Raw genomic sequence first — 20,853 nt, 5'->3', positions numbered from 1 at the left:
GTGCCGGGCCGGGTGTCCCTCACGGCCCGCTGACGTCCAGCTCCCGGGTGATCCGGCGCGAGGCCGCCTTCGCCTCCGTCGCCGGGTCACCCCCGGCCAGGGTTTTGGACATGTACTCCTTGATGGGATTGTCCGCCTCCACGGCGGCCCACTTCGGTGAGGCCGGTGTCGCCCTGCCCCGTGCGGCGCCCGCGGCCATCGCGGCGACGCCCTCCTCGCCGGAGACGGCGGAGGCGAGGGTCGTCTTGTTCGGCACGTAGTTCATGGTCCGGGCCAGGTCGGTCTGCCATTTCTTGCCCGCGAGCGCCTCAATGACGGCGACCGCGCCGGCCCGGTCCTCCGTCTTCCCGCGCACCACGAGGTCGGATCCGCCGGTGAAGACGGCGCCGGGCTTCGCCGCCGTCTTGCCCGGGATCGGGAAGTAGCCGAGTCTGCCCTTCAGTTCGGGGTTCGCCTCCTCGATCGCCCGCGCCGTCCCTGGCACGGCGACGATCTGCGCCACGTCGCCCTTGGCGAACACCCCGGCCTGCGGCGGATGCTCCTCGTCCGCGTCGCGCGGGCCCTCGCCCAACGCCTGCAGCTGCCGGTAGAACTCCATGCCCCGCAGCGCCGCGGGCGTGTGCAGGCTGCCCTCCCACACGCCGCGCGACCCCTTGGCCTCCGTGGCCAGCTCGCCGCCCTCGTCCCAGATGAACCCGGCCAGGGTGTACCAGTCCTGGCCCGCCAGATAGATCCCCTGGTTGCCGCCGGAGTTGAGCCGTTGCGTGTCGGCGATCCATTGCGCGCGCGTCTTGGGGGGTTGCTCGATCCCGGCCCGCGCGAACAGGTCCTTGTTGTAGATGACGACGCGGTTCGCGGCATACCAGGGAATGCCGTACTGGCTGCCGTTGTAGCGCCCGGGCTCGGCGAGGCCCGGCAGCCAGTCCTTCATGCCGAGGTCGCGCGCGGACTCCAGGGTGAGGTCGTAGAGCCCGCCCTCGTCGACGTACTGAGCGACCTGGGTGTTGCCGACCTCGATGACGTCGGGCCCTTCCTCGGCCTTGAGCGCTGCCTTGACCTTGCCGCCGACGCCGGTCCACTCCTGCAGCCGTATCTCCAGGTCGATGTCGCCGTTGCGCTTCTCGAAGTCCGTGGTGAACCGCTTGATGAACTCCGCGGACGCGCTGCCCCGCATCAGCCACACGGTGACGGTCCGTCTGTCTTTTCCGCCGCCCGGCAGGACGCCGCATCCGGGGAGCAGCGTGGTGGCGGCGATGGCGAGGGTCAGAGACATGGCGACGCGGCGGTGCGGTTTCACGTGGGTCACTTTCTGCCTGCGGACAGGGAGGGTCGGCCCGACGCGGGGGGTGAGCTGGTGGCTCGAACGGGTACGGCTGGATTTTGGTCTGTACCAATGGGTCGGTCAAGGGGCAACGGCACCGTAATGCGAGATTTCGGTGCCGTCGGCACAACGACACCGCGGTCTTACCAGTTGGTAAAGTCGCGCGAGGGCGGAAGGTGACCTAGGCGATGGGGACGTCACGCTCCCTGCCTCACGGGGGTGTTGAGCGGTGGCGATGACTCGAGGAAAGGCAGCCGCGTCGATGGACCAGCGGGGTGCGCCCGGCGACCAGCAGGACACGGCCGCCGACCAGCGGGGCGCATCCGGCGGCACACCCAAGCGCGAGCGCGTGCGCGAGGTCCTGCTCGATCTGATCGAGGCCCGCCGCCCCGGCGACGCGATCCCCTCCGAACGCACGCTCTGCGGTGAACTCGGCGTCTCCCGGCCGACGTTGCGCGCCGCGGTCGACACCCTGGTCGCTTCAGGCCTGCTGGTACGCGAGCACGGCCGGGGCATGTTCGTGGCCCGTGCCAAGGTCACCCAGGAGCTCGCACCCGGCAGCCGTCCGCTCACCGCGCCACGGGCCGCGGGCGCCTGGACGAGCCGCGTCCTCGAATTCGGCACGGTCCCGGCCGGGGCGCGGATCGGCCGCAGGCTGCGGATCTCCCCCGCCGCCGATCTCGTGCACGTGGTGCGGCTGCGTCTGGTCGACGGTGAGCCCATCGCGCTGGAGCGTCTGCACATCCCGGCCGCCCTCGCCCCGGGGCTCACCTCTGCGCAGGTGGAGTCCGGCTTCTACGCCCACCTCCGCGAGGCCCGCGGCATCCGCCCCGCGCACGCCGCGCAGTCCATCGAGCCCACGGTCCTCACGGCGGACGAGGCGGCGCTGCTCGGCGTGCCGGTGCTCTCCCCCGCCCTGCTCTTCGACCGGATCACCACGGACGACGACGACCGCCCCGTCGAGTACGTGCGCTCCCTCTACCGCGGTGATCGGTACCGCATCGTCTCGCGGCTCGAACTGGAGGGTGCCGCCGAACATCCCGCGCCCACCGCCTCGCGCACCGCCGCGTGGTGGGGCACGGTGGAGTGACGTCATCCCACAGCTGTGACGTCACCACACGGCGGAGAGGAACAGCCTCATGTCCGACCACACCTACCGGGTCACCGAGATCGTCGGCACCTCGCACGAAGGCGTCGACCAGGCCATTCGCAACGGCATCGCCCGCGCCTCGCAGACGCTGCGCTCACTGGACTGGTTCGAGGTGACCCAGGTGCGCGGCCACATCGAGAACGGCGAGATCGAGCACTACCAGGTGGGCCTGAAGGTCGGGTTCCGCCTTGAGGACGGCGACAGCGCCTGACCCCTCACCGAGGCGACAGCACCCGCCCACCGAGGCGAGCGCCTGCCCACCGAGGCGGTAGCACCCGCGCCCTCACCACTGAGCGGTCACGTCCGCCCCTCGCGCTCCTGGGCGTCCTTCAGCTCGGCTGACGGGCTCGCCCAGCGCGCCCGTACGACCTTGAAGCCCGCCCGTTCGGCCTCGTCGCACACCAGCTCGTCGTCGTCCACCAGCATCCGGACCTCGCGGGACCTGGAGATCCTCCGCAGGATCTCCAGCTTGGTCCGGCGGGCGGGCCGCCGGTCGTCGTTGCGGCGCATCCACAGGCGCCCCTCCGGGAGCCCCTGAGCCGCCAGCCACGCCACGGTGTCCTCACGGCACCGCTCGGGCCTGCCCGTGAGGTAGACGACCTCGCACTCCCGCGTGCTCTCCAGGGCGAGTGCCACGCCCTGTGCCAGCGGCGGGTCGGCCGGGGCCGCCGCGAAGAAGGCCGTCCAGTCCCGCGGCCTGCGCTCCAGGAAGCTCTGGCGGTGCGCGGTGTCCGCGAGGGTGTTGTCCAAGTCGAATACGGCCAGCGGCCTGCTGTCGTCACTCACGCGCCCAGCGTAGGCAGTCCGCGAAGGGCTCGCCCGGGCCCGTGGTCGGGAATCCTGGGGCCGCTCAGGCGTTGAGCCTGTCGTGACCTCAGTGATCGAATCAACCCGGTTCTCCGTCCTCGACTGCTCCCGCACCCGCGAGGGGCACGAAGGACCCGAGGCCCTGCGCGACACCGTGCGCCTGGCGCAGGACCTCGAACGGCTCGGGTATCACCGTCTCTGGGTGTCGGAGCACCACGCGGTGCCGGGCGTCGCCGGCTCCGCGCCGACCGTACTCGCCTCCGCCGTCGCCGCCGCGACGCGCACCATCCGGGTCGGCACGGGCGGCGTGATGCTGCCGAACCATCAACCACTGGTCGTCGCCGAGCAGTTCGGGGTCCTCGAAGCGCTCTTCCCCGGGCGCATCGACATGGGGCTCGGCCGCTCGGTGGGGTTCACCGACGGGGTGCGCAAGGCCCTTGGCCGGGACAAGCACGACGCCGATGACTTCGCGGCGCAGCTCACCGAGCTCCTGGGCTGGTTCCGCGGCACGTCGGAGACCGGGGCGCACGCGCGCCCCGCCGAGGGCATGACCGTCCCGCCGTTCGTCCTGGCCATCGGCGAGGGAGCCACCGTCGCGGCACGGGCCGGACTTCCGATGGTCATCGGCGACATCAGGAGCCGCGAGAAGATGCTCCGCGGCATCGAGCACTACCGCGCGTCCTTCCGCCCCTCCGTCTGGTCGAGTGAGCCGTACGTGGTCGTCTCGGGCACGATCGCCGTCGCCGCGACTCCCGAAGAGGCCCGCCGGCTGCTGATACCGGAAGCCTGGTCGATGGCGTACTCACGCACCCACGGCACCTTCCCGCCCCTGCCCCCGGCCGAGCGCGTCGAGTCGCCGGAGATGACGATGACCGAGAAGGAGCGCGGCTTCTACGAGTCCGGTCTCGTCGGTCACATCCACGGCACGGAGGAGCAGGTGGCCGACGAGCTCGAGACGCTGATCAAGGAGAGCGGGGCACAGGAGGTGCTGGTCACGACCAGTACGTACGACCGTGTGGGCCTGCTCGACTCCTTCCGGCGCCTGGCCCGGGTCGCGGGTCTGGCCGGGGCCTAGAATCGTGGGGTTTGCCCCCGAGCCGCGTACGGAGTCGCCATGCACAGCCCCCACGATCCGTTCGTACGTGTCCGGGGCGCCCGCGAGCACAACCTCCGGGACGTCGACGTGGACATCCCGCGTGACGTCATCGCGGTCTTCACGGGGGTGTCCGGCTCGGGCAAGTCGTCGCTCGCCTTCGGGACGATCTACGCGGAGGCCCAGCGCCGTTACTTCGAGTCCGTCGCCCCGTACGCCAGGCGGCTGATCCACCAGGTGGGGGCGCCGAAGGTCGGGGAGATCACCGGGCTGCCTCCCGCGGTCTCGCTCCAGCAGCGCCGCTCGGCGCCCACCTCCCGTTCCTCGGTGGGCACGGTCACGAACCTCTCGAACTCCCTGCGCATGCTGTTCTCCCGCGCCGGCACCTACTCCGAGGGCGCCGAGCGGCTCGATTCGGACGCCTTCTCGCCGAACACGGCCGCCGGGGCCTGCCCGGAGTGCCACGGCCTCGGCCGGGTGCACGGCACGACCGAGGAACTCCTGGTCCCCGACCCGTCCCTCTCCATCCGCGAAGGCGCCGTCGCTGCCTGGCCCGGCGCCTGGCAGGGCAAGAACCTCCGCGACGTCCTGGACGCCCTGGGGCACGACATCGACCGCCCCTGGCGCGAGCTGCCGCAGGCGGACCGGGACTGGATCCTGTTCACGGACGAGCAGCCGGTGGTGACGGTGCACCCCGTGCGGGACGCCGGCCGTATCCAACGCCCGTACCAGGGCACGTACATGAGCGCCCGGCGTTATGTGATGAAGACGTTCGCGGACTCCAAGAGCCAGACTCTGCGCGCCAGGGCCGAGCGGTTCCTGGCGAGTTCCGACTGCCCCGCGTGCGGCGGCAGCAGGCTGCGCCCGGAGGCGATGGCGGTCACCTTCGCGGGCCGTACGATCGCCGATCTCGCCGCGCTGCCCCTGTCGGAGCTCGCCGAGTCCCTTGCGGGCGCGGCGGCTTCGGAGGCCGCCCGCGTACTGAGCGAGGATCTCCTGGCCCGCATCGCCACCATCACCGAGCTCGGCCTCGGCTATCTGAGCCCGGACCGCGCCACGCCCACCCTCTCCACGGGTGAGCTGCAGCGGCTGCGCCTGGCGACTCAACTTCGCTCAGGGCTCTTCGGCGTCGTGTACGTCCTGGACGAGCCGTCGGCCGGACTGCACCCGGCGGACACGGAGTCCCTGCTCACCGTCCTCGACCGGCTCAAGGCCGCGGGGAACTCGGTCTTCGTCGTCGAGCACCATCTCGATGTCATGCGCCACGCGGACTGGCTCGTCGACGTGGGGCCGGACGCGGGCGAGCACGGCGGGCAGGTGCTGCACAGCGGCCCGGTGGCGGAGCTGGAGCGGGTCACGGAGTCCGCGACGGCCCGTTTCCTCTTCGGGCGGGAGTCCGCCCCGGCGCGCGCGGTGCGCGGCCCGCACGGCTGGCTGAAGGTCGGCCCGGTCACCCGGCACAACCTGCGCGACGTGACGGCCGAGTTCCCGCTCGGCGCCTTCACCGCGGTCACCGGCGTCTCCGGCTCGGGCAAGTCCACACTCATCGGCGAGGTCACCGAGGACCTGGACGGCGTGGGACGCCTGGTCTGCGTCGACCAGAAGCCCATCGGCCGCACGCCCCGCTCCAACCTGGCCACCTACACAGGTCTCTTCGACGTCGTGCGGAAGGTCTTCGCGGCCACGGACGCGGCACGGACACGGGGTTACGGGGTCGGCCGCTTCTCGTTCAACGTCGCGGGCGGACGGTGCGAGACCTGTCAGGGCGAGGGGTTCGTGAGCGTCGAGCTGCTCTTCCTGCCCAGCACGTACGCGCCGTGCCCCGCCTGCGGGGGCGCCCGCTACAACCCCGAGACCCTCGAAGTGACGTACCAGGGACGGAACATCGCGGAGGTGCTCGACCTGACGGTGGAGGCGGCCGCGGAGTTCTTCGCCGACACCCCGTCCGTGGCCCGCAGCCTGCGGACCCTCCTCGACGTGGGGCTCGGCTATCTGCGCCTCGGGCAGCCCGCGACGGAGCTGTCGGGCGGCGAGGCCCAGCGCATCAAGCTGGCGAGCGAGCTGCAGCGGGTCCGGCGCGGTCACACGCTCTACCTCCTGGACGAGCCGACGACCGGACTCCACCCGGCCGACGTCGAGGTCCTGATGCGCCAGCTGCACGGCTTGGTCGACGCCGGCCACTCGGTGGTGGTGGTCGAGCACGACATGGCGGTGGTGGCGGGCGCGGACTGGGTGATCGACCTCGGCCCCGGCGGCGGTGCCGAGGGCGGTCGTGTGGTCGCCGCGGGACCGCCCGCGGTGGTGGCAAAGGCGGAGGGGAGCCGGACGGCGCCGTATCTGGCGCGGGCGACGGTCGGGGGCCGCTGAGGCGGACAGTCCACGCCTCCTGGCGCCACCGTGCGGCGCTCACCACCGCCGCTCTGGCCTTGTCCTCACCGGGCTCCCCTCCGGAGCGTCGGCGGCCCCCTCCCCCGCCTCTTCACGAGCGCCAGTACTACACCTCGGGCAACAACGACGCGGCTGTCCCCAGAGCGGTGAGATCGACGTGATGGAGAACGTCGGCTTCGAACACGGCACCGTCCACGGCACCCTGCGCGGGTCGTCGAATACGTCCGCGTGACCGCCGGCGACCAGGCCACGGCAGCCAGGGCCCTAGTTGAGGCGCGCCAGCTGGTGCGCGGCCTCGCGGGTCGCCGGATACAGGTCCAGGTACAGCCCGTAGAGCCGGTCATAGACGGTCGAGGTGGTGGCGTCCGGAGCCACCACCTCGACCGTCGGGTTCCAGTGCGCGATGTCGCCGGGCTCGGCGAGCCCGGCGCCGACCGCCGCGAGGAACGCGTCGCCGTACGCGGCGCCGATGGTGTGCCGCGGCAGGTGCTGTTCGCGTCCGGTCACGTCGGAGACGATCCGGGTCCACAGCGCGTGAGCGCCACCGCCGACGGCGACCAGGCGCCGGCCGGTGGCGCCCGCCTCCGTCATGGCGGCGAGGTTGTGCCGCACACCGTACGCGGTGGCCTCGAGGGCGGCTCGGTAGAGGTGTCCCCTGCCGTGCCGCAGTGTCAGGCCGTGGACGAGGCCCCGCGCGTCGGGGTCGAAGAGCGGGGTCCGCTCCCCCGCGAAGTACGGCAGCATCAGCAGCCCCTCCGCGCCGGGCGGCAACTCCGCCGCCTCCGCCGTCAGTTGCTCGTACGAGGTGCCGGTGAGGTCACGCAGCCATCCGGTGACCGCACCTGACGTCGCCATCCCCGCGGCCAGGCAGTAGGTGCCGGGGAACGCCCCCGCCGTCCCCCACAGGTGCGGGCTGGTCAGCGGCTCCGGCACGATGCCGACCAGGAACATCGTCGTGCCGTACATGAGCATCAGGTCCCCGGGCGCGGCGACACCGACACCGGCGGCCTCCGCCCAGGCGTCGACCGTGCCCGCGACGACGGGGGTGCCCGCGGGAAGGCCGGTGAAGGCCTCGGCCTCCGGGGTGACGGCGCCGATGACGTCGGAGGGCCAGACGAGGTCGGGCCATTGAAGGCCCGGGGCGATCTCCTCGCAGCGCTCGCCGATCCATTCCCGGGCCGCCAGGTCGTACAGCGGAGTGCACTGGCTGGCCGAGTGGTGGTCGAGGACGTAGCGGCCGGTGAGGCGGTGCACGAGGTAGGAACTCGCCATGTACCAGCGGCGGGTGGCTCCATAGGCCGCCGGTTCGTGTCGGCGCAGCCAGGCGAGTTTCGGGCCGATCGCCTGACTGGTCAGGGGCGAGCCGCAGCGGCTGATGATCTCGCCGGGGCCGTAGCGCTCGTTCTGCTCGGCGATCTCGGCGCCGGCCCGCGTGTCGACGCCGTACAGGATGGCCGGGCGCACCGGCGTGCCCTTCTCGTCGGCGGGGAGCAGACATGGGCCGATGCCGCTGATGCCGACCGCGGCGAGCGATTCACCCGCGGGCACTTCTGCCATCAACTCCCGTGCCAGCGAGCGGAACTCGGGCCACCACAGGCCGTCGGCGTCGTGCTCGAACCAGCCGGGGTGCGGGGTGGACGTCGTGTGCTCGCGCCGCCCCCGGGCGACGAGCGTGCCGTCGGGACGGACGAGGACGCCCTTCGAGGAGGACGTCCCGATGTCGACGCCGAGCAGGAGACCGCTGCGGGGCGCGGGGGCGGAGGCGGGAGCGGAGGTCATGGCTGCGGCCCTCATGGCTACGGGACGATCGCGTCCACGTAACCGCCGTCGACGCGGATCGCGCCGCCCGTCGTGGCGGAGGCCAGCGGGGAGCTGAGATAGACCACCATGTGCGCGATCTCCTCCGGTTCGATGAGCCGCTGGATCAGGGACTGGGGGCGGTGCTTGACCATGAACTCCCGCTGGGCCTCGTCCCAGGGCAGGGCGGGGTCGACCAGTTCGTACACGAAGTCCTCCACACCGCCGGTGTGCGTGGGGCCCGCGATCACGGAGTTGACGGTCACGCCCGATCCGGCGGCCTCCTTCGCGAAGCCGCGGGAGACCGCGAGGAGCGCGGTCTTCGAGGTGCCGTAGTGGATCATCTCGGCGGGGATGACGAGCGCCGAGTCGCTGGCGATGTTCTGGATCCGCCCCCAGGAGCGGTCCTTCATGCCGGGCAGGTAGTGGCGGATCATGCGGACGGCGGTCAGGACGTTGACCTCGAAGTAACGGCGCCATTCGTCGTCGCTGATGTCGAGGGCGGGCTCCGCGCCGAAGATGCCCAGGTTGTTGATGAGGATGTCCGCCCGGGGAACGGCCGCGAAGACCTGCGCGGCGCCTTCGTCGGTGGAGATGTCACCGGGAGCCGGGATGAAGTCGGCGCCGCCGTGCTCCTCCTTCAGCCGCTCGACGGCCTTGTCGACGGAGGCGGCGGACCGGCCGTTGACGGCCACCCGGGCTCCCGCCCTGGCCAGGCCGACCGCGATGGCCGCCCCGATGCCCTGGGTGGATCCGGTGACGAGGGCGGTCTTGCCGGAGAGATCGACGAGCATGCTGCGTACCTCCTGCTGCGGTCCGACTGGATGGCCCCCCGAACACGGCCCACCCCTTACCCCCGATACCCAGTAGATCATTCCAGCGGGCCCGGCGGGTTCAGTGGATTCAGCGGGCTGGGCGGGTTCAGCGGGTCAACCATGCTGCTTCCTGTAGGCGGTCGGGGTCACTCCCACCTCCCTTCGGAAGATCGACCGGAAGTTGGCGGCCGAGCCGAACCCCGACGCTGCGGCGACCTTCTCGACGGACCAGTCCGAGGCCTCCAGGAGCCGGCGCGCCTTGAGAATCCGCTGGAGGGCGACCCACTGCATGGGAGGCAGCCCCGTCTCACACACGAAACGCCGGATGAGGGTTCGCCGTGACAGCAGACTGTGGTCGGCCAGCCGCTGCACGGTGATCGAGGTGCCCAGGTTGTCGAGCACCCACTCCCGCGTCGCCCGCAGGCTGTCACGCGGAGGCGTGGGCACATCCCTGTACTGCGGCTCGTTGGCACCACGCGCGGAGGAGAAGACGAGGTCCTTCGCCACGCCGTCCGAGGCGACGGAACCGAAATCCGTCTCCACGACATGGAGACACGCGTCGATTCCGGCGCCTCCGCCCGCGCACGTGAGAATGGCCCCGTCCTCGACGAACACCCGATTCTCGACGACGTCCACGCGTGGATGGGCCAGACGGAGTTCATCGGTATGGTGCCAGTGCGTCGTGGCCGATTTCTCGTCCAGGATTCCGCAGGCCGCGAGGGCGAACACACCCGTGCAGATGGCCACGACACGGGCGCCCCGCTCGACGGCGATCCGCAGCGCTTTGAGGTATTCGTCCGGTACCGGGACGTGCGGATCCTCATAGCCGGGCACGACGACGATGTCGGCGGACTCCACATCGGTGAGCGGCGCCCCGTCGTTCAGGTCTCCGCGCACCACCACCCGGTAGCCCGGATGCCGCCCGAAGACATGCTCGGGGATGCTGACGTCCAGCGCGTACACGCGCGGCATCGCCAGGATCGCGACGGTTGTCACGCCCTCTTCGGATCGCAAGTGTTCCCCTGTCTCCGTGTCGCGGCCCGCTGCCCGCTGCCCGCTGCCCCTACGTTGGCACGATCCTTGCTGTCAGTGGCACAACCGATCCTGGCCCGCCCCGCACCGGACTCATAGCGTCTGAGACGTATCGACGGAACGCACTTCCTCCATGATCGGAACGCCATGAACGACGCACGTGAACTGGAAACCTTCGGAGTCCCGTGGGAAGAGAGCTATGGGTACGTCCAAGCGGTCAAGCGCGGCGACACCATCTACCTCTCCGGCCAAGTGGCACACAGCGGAACGGAAGTCATCGCTCCGGCTCCCGTCGATGATGCCGGACGCGTCACCGACTTCTCCCGCACGGGCGAGCAGTTGCGCCAGTGCTACGCCAACGCGGCGGAACTGCTCCGGCGCTTCGGCGCATCGCTGGACGACGTCGTCGAGGAGGTCATTTACGCGCTCGACGTCGACGCGGCCGATGCCGCCGCAGGGCCGGTGCGCAAGGCGGCCTACGGACGGCCGGACCCCCAGGTGGCGAGCACCATGGTCGGCACCCCGCGGCTGGCTTTCCCCGAGCTGCTGGTCGAGGTCAAGCTCATCGCCCGGGTCTGACGCAACGCCCCGCAGGCCTCCGTGCCGTACAGCCCCCGGACCGGCTCATTCCCAGTACGACTGGCGCAGCGCGGACTTGGCCAGCTTGCCCGTGGGGGTGCGGGGCAGCGAGTCCGTGAAGTCCACGGAACGCGGCGCCTTGTAGTGGGCGATGCGCTCGCGCGCGAACTCGACCAGCTCGCGCTCTAGTTCGGGCCCGGCTGTCACTCCGTCGGCCGGGCATACCACCGCCTTGACGGCCTCCCCCATCTCCGCGTCCGGCACCCCGATCACCGCCACGTCGGCGACCGCCGGATGCAGCACGAGACAGTCCTCGGCCTCCTGCGGATAGACGTTCACACCGCCGGAGATGATCATGAATGCCTTGCGGTCGGTGAGGAAGAGATAGCCGTCCTCGTCCACGTGCCCGATGTCCCCTGTGGTGGTCCAGTTCGGATGCCTGGGGTGCTGGGCATCGCGGGTGCGGGCCTCGTCGCCGTGGTAGCGGAAGGACAGTTCCTCGCGCTCGAAGTAGACGATGCCGGTCTCGCCGCTCGGCAGCAGCTCGCCCGCGTCGTCGCAGATCCGCAGCTCACCGAGGAACCCGTCCTTGCCCACGGAGCCGGGCTTGCGCAGCCACTCCTCGGGCGAGATGAACGTGATGCCGTTGCCCTCCGTCGACGAGTAGTACTCGTACAGGACGGGCCCCCACCACTCCAGCATCCGCCGCTTCACCTCGACGGCGCAGGGCGCGGCGGCATGTATGGCGATCTTCATCGAGGACAGGTCGTAGCGCTCGCGCACCTCGGCGGGCAGCTTCAGCATCCGTACGAACATGGTCGGCACCCACTGGCTGTGCGTGACCCGGTGCCGTTCGATGGCCGCGAGGGCGCCCTCGGCGTCGAAGGTGTCCATGAGGACGACCGTGCCGCCGAGTGACGTGACGACTCCGCAGAAGCGCAGGGGCGCCGCGTGGTAGATCGGGGCGGGCGAGAGGTAGACGGTGTCCTCGCCGAAGCCGTACATGGCCTGGAAGATCAGTACGTAGGTGATCGGCTCATCGCGTACGTCGCCCTCGGGCAGCTCGGGCTTGATGCCCTTGGGGCGGCCCGTGGTGCCCGAGGAGTAGAGCATGTCGGTGCCGCGCGGCTGGTGGGCGGGCGGCTGCGCGGACGCGGACTCCAGGGCCTTCTCGTACGTGCCGTCGTCGAGGCCGAGCAGGATGGACGGTCCGCCCGCCGACTCCACGACGGCCGCGCCCAGTTCGGCGAGCGAACCGGAGATGATCAGCACCTTCGCCCCGCAGTCACGGACGATGTAGGCGGCCTCGTCCGTCGAGAGGTGATGGTTCACGGCGGTGAGGTAGAGGCCCGAGCGCAGCGCCGCCCAGTAGACCTCCAGGGCGCGCGGATCGTTGTCGCAGAGGAGGGCGAAGTGGTCGCCCCGACGCAGTCCTGCGGCCCGCAGATGATCCGCGAGCCGCAGGGAGCGTTCTTCGAGCTGTCCGTAGGTGAGGGTCCGTGTGCCGTCGGCGGTGACGACGGCCGTCCTGGCGGGGTCGTACGCTCCGGGATGCATGCCGGTGAAGCTACGCGCCCCGCAGGGGCGCGGGAACTGCGCGACCAGCCACAAACGACCCGCAGGTCTCGACGGCCCCACGCAGTAACTAGCGGCTCACCTTCCGGGTCGCCCTCAACCACTCCTTGTTCATGGCAGAGATGGAGGGCAACGGGATCCCCTTGGGACAGGCAGAGGCGCAGGCGCCAGTGAGCGTGCAGCCACCGAACCCCTCCTCGTCCATCTGCGCCACCATGTCGAGCACACGCGTCTCGCGCTCGGGCGCCCCCTGCGGCAGCACACCCAGGTGGTTGACCTTCGCCGAGGTGAACAGCATCGCCGAGCCGTTGGGGCAGGCGGCGACGCAAGCGCCGCAGCCGATGCACTCCGCATGCTCGAACGCGAAGTCCGCGTCGGGCTTCGGCACGGGCGCCGCGTGGGCCTCGGGGGCGGCGCCGGTCGGGGCGCTGATGTAGCCGCCGGACTGAATGATCCGGTCGAAGGACGAGCGGTCGACGACCAGGTCCTTGACGACCGGGAAGGCGGCTGCGCGCCACGGCTCGACGTCGATGGTGTCGCCGTCCTTGAAGGACCGCATGTGCAGCTGGCAGGTGGTGGTGCGTTCGGGACCGTGCGCGTCGCCGTTGATGACGAGCGAGCACGCGCCGCAGATGCCCTCACGGCAGTCGTGGTCGAAGGCGACGGGGTCGTCGCCCTTGACGATGAGCTCCTCGTTGAGGGCGTCCAGCATCTCCAGGAAGGACATGTCGGACGAGATGCCGTCCACCTCGTAGGTGGACATGGCGCCGTCGGCGTCGGCGTTCTGCTGGCGCCAGACGCGCAGGGTGAGCTTCATGCGTAGCTCCGCTGAGTGGGGTGGACGTACTCGAAGACGAGGTCTTCCTTGTGAAGGACGGGGGCGTCCCCGGTGGCGGTGAACTCCCAGGCGGCCGCGTAGCCGAACTCCTCGTCGCGGCGGGCGGCTTCGCCGTCCGGCGTCTGCGACTCCTCGCGGAAGTGGCCGCCGCAGGACTCGGCGCGGTGCAGGGCGTCGAGGCACATCAGCTCGGCGAGTTCCAGGTAGTCGACGATGCGGTTCGCCTTCTCCAGGGACTGGTTGAACTCCTCGCCGGTGCCCGGCACCTTTATCCGGCGCCAGAACTCCTCGCGGATCTGCGGGATACGCTCCAGCGCCTTGCGCAGACCCGTCTCCGTACGGGCCATGCCGCAGAACTCCCACATCAGCTCGCCGAGTTCACGGTGGAAGGAGTCGGGGGTGCGGTCGCCGTCGACGGCGAGGACCCGGGTGATGCGATCGGCGGTCTCGTCCAGCACCTCGCGTACGACGGGGTGTTCGTCGGTGATGGCGTCTTCGGAGGCGGGGCGCGGGTTGCGCGCGAGGTAGTCGTTGATCGTGGACGGCAGCACGAAGTAGCCGTCGGCGAGGCCCTGCATCAGGGCGGAAGCGCCGAGCCGGTTCGCGCCGTGGTCGGAGAAGTTGGCCTCACCGATGGCGAACAGGCCGGGGACGGTGGTCTGCAGGTCGTAGTCGACCCAGAGTCCGCCCATCGTGTAGTGCACGGCGGGGTAGATCCGCATCGGCGTCCTGTACGGGTCCTCGTCGGTGATCCGCGCGTACATGTCGAAGAGGTTGCCGTACTTGGCCTCGACCGCCTTGCGGCCCATGCGCTTGATGGCGTCGGCGAAGTCGAGGTAGACGCCCTGGCCGCCGGGACCGACGCCGCGCCCTTCGTCGCACACGTTCTTCGCCGCGCGCGAGGCGATGTCGCGGGGCACGAGGTTGCCGAAGGAGGGGTAGATGCGCTCCAGGTAGTAGTCGCGCTCATCCTCGGGGATCTCGTTCACCGGGCGGTCGTCGCCGTGGGCCTTGGGGACCCAGATGCGGCCGTCGTTGCGCAGCGACTCACTCATCAGCGTCAGCTTCGACTGGTGGTCGCCGGTGCGCGGAATGCACGTCGGGTGGATCTGCGTGAAGCAGGGGTTGGCGAAGTAGGCGCCGCGCCGGTGGGCCCGCCATACGGCCGTGGCGTTGGAGTTCATGGCGTTCGTCGACAGGTAGAAGACGTTGCCGTAGCCGCCGGAGGCGAGGACCACCGCGTCGGCGAAGTACGTCTGGATCTTGCCGGTGATCAGGTCGCGGGCGACGATGCCACGGGCACGGCCGTCGACCACGATCACGTCGAGCATCTCGGTGCGCGCGTGCATCTCCACGTTGCCCGCCGCGATCTGCCGCGAGAGCGCCTGGTAGGCGCCGAGGAGGAGCTGCTGACCCGTCTGGCCTCGCGCGTAGAACGTACGCGATACCTGTACGCCGCCGAAGGAGCGCGTGTCGAGGAGGCCGCCGTACTCACGCGCGAACGGCACGCCCTGCGCGACGCACTGGTCGATGATCTCCACCGAGATCTGCGCGAGGCGGTGGACGTTGGACTCGCGGGCGCGGAAGTCGCCGCCCTTGACGGTGTCGTAGAAGAGCCGGTGGATGGAGTCGCCGTCGTTGCGGTAGTTCTTCGCGGCGTTGATGCCGCCCTGCGCGGCGATCGAGTGGGCGCGGCGCGGTGAGTCCTGGTAGCAGAACTGGACGACGTGGTAGCCCTGTTCGGCGAGCGTGGCGCCCGCGGAGCCGCCCGCGAGGCCGGTGCCGACGACGATCACGGTGTGCTTGCGGCGGTTGGCGGGGTTGACCAGCTTGGCCTCGAAGCGGCGGGTGTCCCAGCGCTCGGCGACGGGGCCGGCCGGAGCCTTGGTGTCGACGACCGGCTCCCCGGTCGCGTAATCGGCGTACTCACGGGAGGAGTGCTCGCGGGAGGAGGCTTCATGGGAGGAATTCACTGCTAGCTCACCACTCCGGTCATGACGGCCACGGGGACGACGACGAAGCCCGCCGTCAGGACCAGCGCGAGGCCATTGGCGAGGATCTTGAGGGCGCGGTCGCGGGTCGCCTTGCCCGCGCCGAGGGTCTGCGCGGCGCTCCACAGGCCGTGGCGGACGTGGAAGCCGAGGGCGGTCACAGCGACGATGTAGATGACGTTGCCGTACCACGTGGAGAACGTGTCGATGATGTTCTGGTACGGGTGCAGGTGCTCGTAGCCGCCCGGGTGCACGGTGCCGGTCGTCAGGTCCAGGATGTGCCAGACGATGAACAGGCCGAGGATGATCCCGCCCCAGCGCATCGTGCGCGTGGCGAAGCTCTTGCCCGCCTTCTTGTTGACGTACTTGGCGGGGCGCGCCCTGATGTCGCGGCGGCTCAGCTGGTAGGCGGAGACGGCGTGCGCGACCACGGCGACGACGAGCACGACGCGGATCAGCCAGAGCGTCCACTCGTAGTGCATGAAGGGCTCGCCGACCGTGCGCAGCCAGTGGGCGTAGTGGTTGAGCTCCGCGGGCCCGAAGAAGATCTTCAGGTTTCCGATCATGTGGGCGATCAGGTAGAGCAGCATGATCAGGCCGCTCACTGCCATCACTGTCTTCTTGCCGACGGACGAGTCCCAGATCGTGCGCGTCATCGACGGCCGTCGGTCCGTCCGCGTTGCCAGAGCCATGGGACCGACGCTAAGGCCGAAGGTCCCGATCGGTCCAAGAGATGGATCAGCTCATCTCGATAGCGAATGACTATCATCGCCCGTACCCTGCCGTGTATGCAGTTCCAGCAGCTTCTCTACTTCGTCGCCGTGGCCGAGACCAGGCATTTCACACAGGCCGCCGAGCAGGTGCACGTCTCCCAGCCTTCCCTCTCCCAGCAGGTCCGCGCCCTGGAGAAGGAGCTGGGGGCCGAGCTTTTCAGCCGGGCCCGCGGCAACATCGCGCTGACCGACGCGGGCGAGGCACTGCTTCCGCTGGCCCGCCGGATCCTCGCGGACGCCGACACCGCGCGGATCGAGGTCCAGGAGCTGGCCCAGTTGCGCCGCGGCCGGATCCGCCTGGGGGCCACCCCCAGCGTGTGCACCGGCCTGCTGCCCGACGTGCTCCGCGCCTTCCATGACCGGCACCCGGGCATCCAGCTCCTACTGGAGGAGGGCGGCTCCCATGACCTCGTACGGGAACTGGCGCGCGGAGCCCTGGACTTGGCCATCGTCGTGCTGCCGCTGCCGTCGCCGTCCCCCGCCCTGACCACCGTGGAGCTGCTCCGCGAGGACCTGGTCGTGGTGTCGTCGCCGGACGCGCGGAAGTTCGGCGGCAAGTCGGTGCGCGTCGCGGATCTGCGGCGGGAGCGCCTCGTGATGTTCCGGCACGGCTACGACCTGCGGGAGCTGACGGTCGCCGCCTGCCGGGCCGAGGGTTTCGAGCCGGAGTTCGCGGTCGAGGGCGGCGAGATGGACGCGGTGCTCGGCTTCGTGCGGGCCGGGCTCGGAGTCGCGGTCGTGCCGCGCATGGTGGCCGAGCGGGCGGGCCGCGGCCTGCGGATGACTCCGCTGGCCCGCCCGACGCTCCATCGGACCATCGCTCTGGCCCACCGAAGTGATGTGGCTCCGCCACGGGCTGCGCGGGAGCTGCAGAGGATGCTGCTCGCTCCGCTGGGGGCGCCGTAATGTTCCTGCGGGCCCGGTGGGGGCTTGTCGCGCAGTTCCCCGCGCCCCTTACGGGGCGCTCAAGGTGCCCGTCTGTGGGTTCCTGATCGTCAGGCAGTACGTGCCGCCCGCCGGGTCCCGCATCACGATCCAGTGCGGCCCGCGCCACACGGTTTCGGCGCCAAGACCCTCGTGCCGGACACGGTCCGCGTCCAGGTCCGAGCAGGAGAAGTCCAGGTGGGCCCCGGCGGGCCCAGCGTCGAGGCGCTGCAGCAGGATCCGGACCGGAAGCCGCGGCTCCGGCTCGACGAGGTGGAACTCGGGGCGCGAGCCCGGACGATCGGACCACCCCGTGAAGGCCGGCCAGAACGTTTTCTCCGCCTCGAACAACGCCGGAGGCACATCAAGACACACCTGGTCCAGACGGCTCGTCGTCCCGTCCGGCGCGACGAGCGGCTCGGGGCGGACCCGCTCGCCCTCCCACTTCACCACGCAGAACAGCTGGCCACCGGGAGAGCGCAGGACCTCCAGGCCGTCCTCCGCGAAGACGGGGGTGGCGCCGAGCGCGCGGGCCTCGCGCGCCTTGGCCGTCACATCGTCCACGGAGAAGTCGAGGTGCGCGCCGCCTGGTCCTTCGACCGCCTGCGCCTTCACCATGGCGTCGGCGCCATCCGGCAGCAGCGACACGAACTGGGCGTCCTCGCCCCGGAACGCGGAGAGCCGCGTTCCGGTGACCGCAGCCCAGAAGTCATGCGCCTGCGTGAACCGGTCCCTGGGCCGGTCCACGAAGGCGTACACCCACTGGATCTCTCCGGAGGCCATCGTCGTACTCCTCGGGTTCTCAGCTCACCGCGTCGGCGAGCGCCAGCTCGTGCAGTTGGTCCGGCGGACCCGGCCGGGCGTAGTACCAGCCCTGCGCCGTGTCGCAGCCCAACTCTCGCAGCTGATCCGCCTGGACGCCCGTCTCCACGCCCTCGACCGTGACCGCGAGGCCCAGGCTGTGGGCGAGCGCGACGATACCCTCGACGATCTTCAGGTCGACGGGGTCGGCCGGAAAGTGCTGCATGCCCTGGGTGAAGGAGCGGTCGAGCTTGAGGACGCTCACCGGCAGGCGGCGCAGATTGGCGAGGTTCGAGTAGCCCGTGCCGAAGTCGTCGAGCGCTATGTCCACGCCCATCTCGGCGAGCCGCCGCAACGGCTTGAGCAGGTCGTCGTCGGCGCCGATCAGCGCGGACTCGGTCACCTCCAGGCACAGGGCGCCCGGTTCGAGCCCGGCGCGCTCAAGGATCTCCACGGTGTCCGAGACCAGGCCGGGGTGGTTCAGCTGCATGGGCGAGAGGTTCACGTTCACGCGCAGCGGCCCGGCGTCCTTGTGCCGCGCCTCCCAGGTGCGGGCCTGGCGGGCGGATTCCTCCAGGACCCAGCGGCCGAGCGGCACGATCAGACCGGTGTGCTCGGCGAGCGGAATGAATCGGTCCGGGCCGATGATGCCGTGCTGCGGATGCAGCCACCGCACCAGCGCCTCCGCCCCGCGCACGCTGCCGTCACCCAGGTGCACCAAGGGCTGGTACTCGATGAAGAACTCGCCACGCTCCAGGGCGGCGGGCAGCGCGGTGGTCAGGCCGTGCCGGGTGATGGCGCGGGCGTCGGCCTCGGGGTCGGCGAGCTCGAAGCGGTTGCCGCCCGCGGACTTGGCGCGGTACATCGTGATGTCCGCACTGCGCAGCACCTCCGCCGCGCCGCGCTCGCCGGCCGGGCCCTCGACGATGCCGATGCTGCCGCGCACGGTCAGTTCGCGGCCCTCGACGCGGATCGGCGTGGACAGCGCGTGCATGATGCGCCCGGCGAGGTCGTCCACCTCCGTCTCGGTGTCGCGGCCCGTGGTCAGGGCCACGAACTCGTCGCCGCCGAGCCGCGCGACCATCTCGCCGGGTGCCGTGGCACAGGACTGGAGCCGGTCGGCGACCTCGACGAGGAGCCGGTCCCCCGCCGCGTGCCCGAGGCTGTCGTTGACCGTCTTGAAGCCGTCGAGGTCGAGGTAGCAGAGCCCGAAGCGCGCGCCGTCGCCCGCCGCGAGGGCCTTCTCCAGGCGCTCGAAGAACAGGGTGCGGTTCGGCAGGCCGGTGAGCGCGTCATGCGTGGCCTCGTAGCGAAGGCGCAGATTGAGCAGCCGGCGTTCGGTGGTGTCCTCCATCAACGCCAGTTGGTACTGCGGCACTCCGTCCGCGTCACGCAGCAGAGAGACGGTCAGATTGGTCCACAGGGCGGTGCCGTCGGGCCGGTAGAAGGCCTTCTCCACGCGGTAGTGCTCGCGCTCACCGCGCACCAGCTCCTCGTAGAGCTTCCATACGTGGGGCGAGTCCTCCGGATGCGTCCACTCCGCGACGTTGCGTCCGCGCAGCTGGCTCTCCAGGCCGCCGAACATGCGGATCAGCGCGTCGTTCGCCTCCAGGACCGTGCCGGTGAGGTCGGCGATGCCGATGCCGATCGCCGCGCCGTGGAAAACGGCCCGGAAGCGTGCCTCGCTCGCGTGCAGGGCCTCGGCGACCGCGCTGCGGGCGTTCAGGGCGGCCCGGGATATCGCCTCCTGCTCGGCGAGGGTCCGCTCGCGCAGGGCCGCCGCGAAGCCGGCGGCCACGGCGTGCTGCAGGCGGGCGGACCGGGCCCGCAACTCCTCCTGGGGGCCGTCGTCACCGCAGTACAGGACGAGGTAGGCGTCCACGCAGTCGAGGGTGCGGCTCAGCGCCTCGGGATCGGTGCAGTGCGTGCCGACGAGCGCCGCGCCGATCGCCTGGCCCTCGGTCCCGTCGAAGATCCGCTCATGCAGCGCGATGCGCAACCTCCGGGCCAGCGGCACCAGTTGCTGCTCGAACTCGGGGCGGGTCAGGGATGTCGCCGTCACCGGGAAGATGGCGCGGCTCCAGATGGTGGCGAACCTGCGCACTCTGTCCTCGGGGCCGTCCGGTTCCCCGCTCATGCCCTGCGCCCCACGCCGGCGAACCCGGAGAAGGCGTACGGATCCTCCTCCTCGGGCGCGGTGTCGGGCCGCCAGCGCGGCATCGGCACGAGGCCGGGTTCCACCATGTCGTATCCCTCGAAGAACCGCGCGATCTCTTCGCGCGAGCGCATGATCAGTGGATTGCGGATGTCCTTGTAGACGCCGACGGCCTGACCGGCCTGCTCGGCGGGGATCGGCATCCCTTCGTACGAGGCGTGCGTGAGGGCGATCACGCTGCCGGGCGCAGTGGCGTCCCGCAGTTCAGCGACCGCTGTGTAGGGATCGTACGCGTCCTCCACGAAATGCAGGACGGCGACGAGAAGAAGGGCGACCGGCCGGTTCAGGTCGAGCAGCCCCTCGACCTCCGAACTGCCCAGAATGTCCTGGGGTTTGCGCAGATCCGCGGCGACGACGGCTGTCTTCTCGTCGCCGTCGAGCACGGCACGGCTGTGCGCGACCGCGACCGCGTCGTGGTCGACGTACACCACGCGGGATTCAGGGTCGGCCCGCCGCGCGACCTCGTGGACATTGCCGAAGGTGGGGATGCCCGAACCGATGTCGAGGAACTGGGTGATGCCCTGGCCCACGGCGAAACGCACCGCGCGGCGCATGAAGGCACGATTCGCCTGCATGATCTTGGGCAGCCCCGGCATGAACTCCATGGCCCGGCGGGCTGCGTCCCGGTCGACCTCGAAGTTGTGCGAACCGCCCAGGTAATAGTCGTAGATGCGGGACACGCTGGGCATCGTGATGTCGATGCCCTGCGGGGCCCAGGCGGGACGCTCCATCAGGACTCCAAGGCGTAGGCGAG

General features: G+C 70.6%; 18 protein-coding genes. 6 read left to right on the top strand and 12 right to left on the bottom strand.

Annotation, left to right across the window (positions count from 1 at the left end; translation table 11 throughout):
- Positions 1-19: 19 nt before the first annotated feature.
- Positions 20-1,273, bottom strand: a complete 1,254-nt coding sequence (locus AB0I94_RS19745; RefSeq protein ID WP_363311025.1) for an extracellular solute-binding protein — start codon at positions 1,271-1,273, stop codon at positions 20-22.
- Positions 1,274-1,556: 283 nt separating this feature from the next.
- On the opposite strand from AB0I94_RS19745, the gene AB0I94_RS19740 reads away from it, so the two are divergent.
- On the top strand, positions 1,557-2,411 hold the full coding sequence (locus tag AB0I94_RS19740; RefSeq protein ID WP_363310857.1) for a GntR family transcriptional regulator: 855 nt from the start codon (positions 1,557-1,559) through the stop codon (positions 2,409-2,411).
- Between the two features lie 49 nt (positions 2,412-2,460).
- A complete protein-coding gene (locus AB0I94_RS19735) occupies positions 2,461-2,682 on the top strand; it encodes a dodecin (RefSeq protein WP_160509111.1) in 222 nt (73 codons plus the stop codon).
- Positions 2,683-2,768: 86 nt separating this feature from the next.
- Here the strand turns inward: AB0I94_RS19735 and AB0I94_RS19730 are convergent, their stop codons facing one another.
- Positions 2,769-3,257 (bottom strand): hypothetical protein, encoded by a 489-nt coding sequence (locus AB0I94_RS19730; protein WP_363310856.1) that lies wholly within the window; start codon positions 3,255-3,257, stop codon positions 2,769-2,771.
- Positions 3,258-3,339: 82 nt separating this feature from the next.
- Between AB0I94_RS19730 and AB0I94_RS19725 the strand changes: the two genes are divergently transcribed.
- Positions 3,340-4,353, top strand: coding sequence for an LLM class flavin-dependent oxidoreductase (locus AB0I94_RS19725; protein WP_363310855.1), 1,014 nt, complete (start codon positions 3,340-3,342; stop codon positions 4,351-4,353).
- Between the two features lie 39 nt (positions 4,354-4,392).
- Positions 4,393-6,738, top strand: a complete 2,346-nt coding sequence (locus AB0I94_RS19720; RefSeq protein WP_363310854.1) for an excinuclease ABC subunit UvrA — start codon at positions 4,393-4,395, stop codon at positions 6,736-6,738.
- A 285-nt stretch (positions 6,739-7,023) separates the two neighbouring features.
- On the opposite strand, the gene AB0I94_RS19715 is transcribed toward AB0I94_RS19720, so the two are convergent.
- From AB0I94_RS19715 to AB0I94_RS19705, 3 genes are all read right to left on the bottom strand, one after another.
- Positions 7,024-8,538 (bottom strand): FGGY-family carbohydrate kinase, encoded by a 1,515-nt coding sequence (locus AB0I94_RS19715; RefSeq protein ID WP_363310853.1) that lies wholly within the window; start codon positions 8,536-8,538, stop codon positions 7,024-7,026.
- 17 nt (positions 8,539-8,555) lie between these two features.
- Complete coding sequence (locus tag AB0I94_RS19710) at positions 8,556-9,350, bottom strand: SDR family oxidoreductase (RefSeq protein WP_363310852.1); 795 nt, start codon at positions 9,348-9,350, stop codon at positions 8,556-8,558.
- Between the two features lie 135 nt (positions 9,351-9,485).
- Positions 9,486-10,385: a helix-turn-helix domain-containing protein gene (locus AB0I94_RS19705; RefSeq protein ID WP_363310851.1), complete on the bottom strand. Its 900-nt coding sequence runs from the start codon at positions 10,383-10,385 to the stop codon at positions 9,486-9,488.
- 165 nt (positions 10,386-10,550) lie between these two features.
- Here AB0I94_RS19705 and AB0I94_RS19700 point away from each other — a divergent pair, with 165 nt between their 5' ends.
- Positions 10,551-10,982, top strand: a complete 432-nt coding sequence (locus tag AB0I94_RS19700) for a Rid family hydrolase (protein ID WP_363310850.1) — start codon at positions 10,551-10,553, stop codon at positions 10,980-10,982.
- A 45-nt stretch (positions 10,983-11,027) separates the two neighbouring features.
- Here the strand turns inward: AB0I94_RS19700 and AB0I94_RS19695 are convergent, their stop codons facing one another.
- From AB0I94_RS19695 to AB0I94_RS19680, 4 genes are all read right to left on the bottom strand, one after another.
- Positions 11,028-12,539, bottom strand: coding sequence for an acyl-CoA synthetase (locus AB0I94_RS19695; protein WP_363310849.1), 1,512 nt, complete (start codon positions 12,537-12,539; stop codon positions 11,028-11,030).
- Positions 12,540-12,627: 88 nt separating this feature from the next.
- The gene (locus tag AB0I94_RS19690; RefSeq protein WP_363310848.1) at positions 12,628-13,374 is read right to left on the bottom strand and encodes a succinate dehydrogenase/fumarate reductase iron-sulfur subunit; all 747 of its coding nucleotides are present in this window, start codon (positions 13,372-13,374) and stop codon (positions 12,628-12,630) included.
- Complete coding sequence (locus AB0I94_RS19685) at positions 13,371-15,368, bottom strand: fumarate reductase/succinate dehydrogenase flavoprotein subunit (protein WP_363310847.1); 1,998 nt, start codon at positions 15,366-15,368, stop codon at positions 13,371-13,373. Before AB0I94_RS19685 ends, AB0I94_RS19690 begins: the two co-directional genes overlap by 4 nt.
- 2 nt (positions 15,369-15,370) lie before the next feature.
- Positions 15,371-16,042, bottom strand: coding sequence for a succinate dehydrogenase (locus AB0I94_RS19680; RefSeq protein WP_363311024.1), 672 nt, complete (start codon positions 16,040-16,042; stop codon positions 15,371-15,373).
- A gap of 132 nt (positions 16,043-16,174) precedes the next feature.
- On the opposite strand from AB0I94_RS19680, the gene AB0I94_RS19675 reads away from it, so the two are divergent.
- Entirely contained in the window at positions 16,175-17,065 is an 891-nt protein-coding gene (locus tag AB0I94_RS19675) for a LysR substrate-binding domain-containing protein (protein WP_363310846.1), read from the top strand.
- Between the two features lie 48 nt (positions 17,066-17,113).
- Here the strand turns inward: AB0I94_RS19675 and AB0I94_RS19670 are convergent, their stop codons facing one another.
- Genes AB0I94_RS19670 through AB0I94_RS19660 form a run of 3 tightly spaced genes read right to left on the bottom strand, consistent with a single transcriptional unit; the run spans position 17,114 to position 20,830 of the window.
- Complete coding sequence (locus tag AB0I94_RS19670) at positions 17,114-17,866, bottom strand: VOC family protein (protein WP_363310845.1); 753 nt, start codon at positions 17,864-17,866, stop codon at positions 17,114-17,116.
- A gap of 19 nt (positions 17,867-17,885) precedes the next feature.
- Positions 17,886-20,021 (bottom strand): EAL domain-containing protein, encoded by a 2,136-nt coding sequence (locus AB0I94_RS19665; RefSeq protein ID WP_363310843.1) that lies wholly within the window; start codon positions 20,019-20,021, stop codon positions 17,886-17,888.
- Complete coding sequence (locus tag AB0I94_RS19660) at positions 20,018-20,830, bottom strand: SAM-dependent methyltransferase (protein ID WP_363310842.1); 813 nt, start codon at positions 20,828-20,830, stop codon at positions 20,018-20,020. Before AB0I94_RS19660 ends, AB0I94_RS19665 begins: the two co-directional genes overlap by 4 nt.
- Between the last annotated feature and the right edge of the window lie 23 nt (positions 20,831-20,853).

Source organism: Streptomyces sp. NPDC050147 (assembly GCF_040660195.1).
Classification (GTDB): Bacteria; Actinomycetota; Actinomycetes; order Streptomycetales; family Streptomycetaceae; genus Streptomyces.
The sequence above is the reverse complement of the archived record's forward strand: the minus strand, read 5'-3'. Positions and strand labels throughout refer to the sequence as shown.

What these genes read in the sequence shown, in the direction of transcription:
- AB0I94_RS19745 (WP_363311025.1), bottom strand. Translation starts at nt 1,273, where the DNA reads ATGTCTCTGACCCTCGCCATCGCCGCCACCACGCTGCTCCCCGGATGC.
- AB0I94_RS19740 (WP_363310857.1), top strand. Translation starts at nt 1,557, where the DNA reads ATGACTCGAGGAAAGGCAGCCGCGTCGATGGACCAGCGGGGTGCGCCC.
- AB0I94_RS19735 (WP_160509111.1), top strand. Translation starts at nt 2,461, where the DNA reads ATGTCCGACCACACCTACCGGGTCACCGAGATCGTCGGCACCTCGCAC.
- AB0I94_RS19720 (WP_363310854.1), top strand. Translation starts at nt 4,393, where the DNA reads ATGCACAGCCCCCACGATCCGTTCGTACGTGTCCGGGGCGCCCGCGAG.
- AB0I94_RS19715 (WP_363310853.1), bottom strand. Translation starts at nt 8,538, where the DNA reads ATGACCTCCGCTCCCGCCTCCGCCCCCGCGCCCCGCAGCGGTCTCCTG.
- AB0I94_RS19710 (WP_363310852.1), bottom strand. Translation starts at nt 9,350, where the DNA reads ATGCTCGTCGATCTCTCCGGCAAGACCGCCCTCGTCACCGGATCCACC.
- AB0I94_RS19700 (WP_363310850.1), top strand. Translation starts at nt 10,551, where the DNA reads ATGAACGACGCACGTGAACTGGAAACCTTCGGAGTCCCGTGGGAAGAG.
- AB0I94_RS19695 (WP_363310849.1), bottom strand. Translation starts at nt 12,539, where the DNA reads ATGCATCCCGGAGCGTACGACCCCGCCAGGACGGCCGTCGTCACCGCC.
- AB0I94_RS19690 (WP_363310848.1), bottom strand. Translation starts at nt 13,374, where the DNA reads ATGAAGCTCACCCTGCGCGTCTGGCGCCAGCAGAACGCCGACGCCGAC.
- AB0I94_RS19680 (WP_363311024.1), bottom strand. Translation starts at nt 16,042, where the DNA reads ATGACGCGCACGATCTGGGACTCGTCCGTCGGCAAGAAGACAGTGATG.
- AB0I94_RS19675 (WP_363310846.1), top strand. Translation starts at nt 16,175, where the DNA reads ATGCAGTTCCAGCAGCTTCTCTACTTCGTCGCCGTGGCCGAGACCAGG.
- AB0I94_RS19670 (WP_363310845.1), bottom strand. Translation starts at nt 17,866, where the DNA reads ATGGCCTCCGGAGAGATCCAGTGGGTGTACGCCTTCGTGGACCGGCCC.
- AB0I94_RS19665 (WP_363310843.1), bottom strand. Translation starts at nt 20,021, where the DNA reads ATGAGCGGGGAACCGGACGGCCCCGAGGACAGAGTGCGCAGGTTCGCC.
- AB0I94_RS19660 (WP_363310842.1), bottom strand. Translation starts at nt 20,830, where the DNA reads ATGGAGCGTCCCGCCTGGGCCCCGCAGGGCATCGACATCACGATGCCC.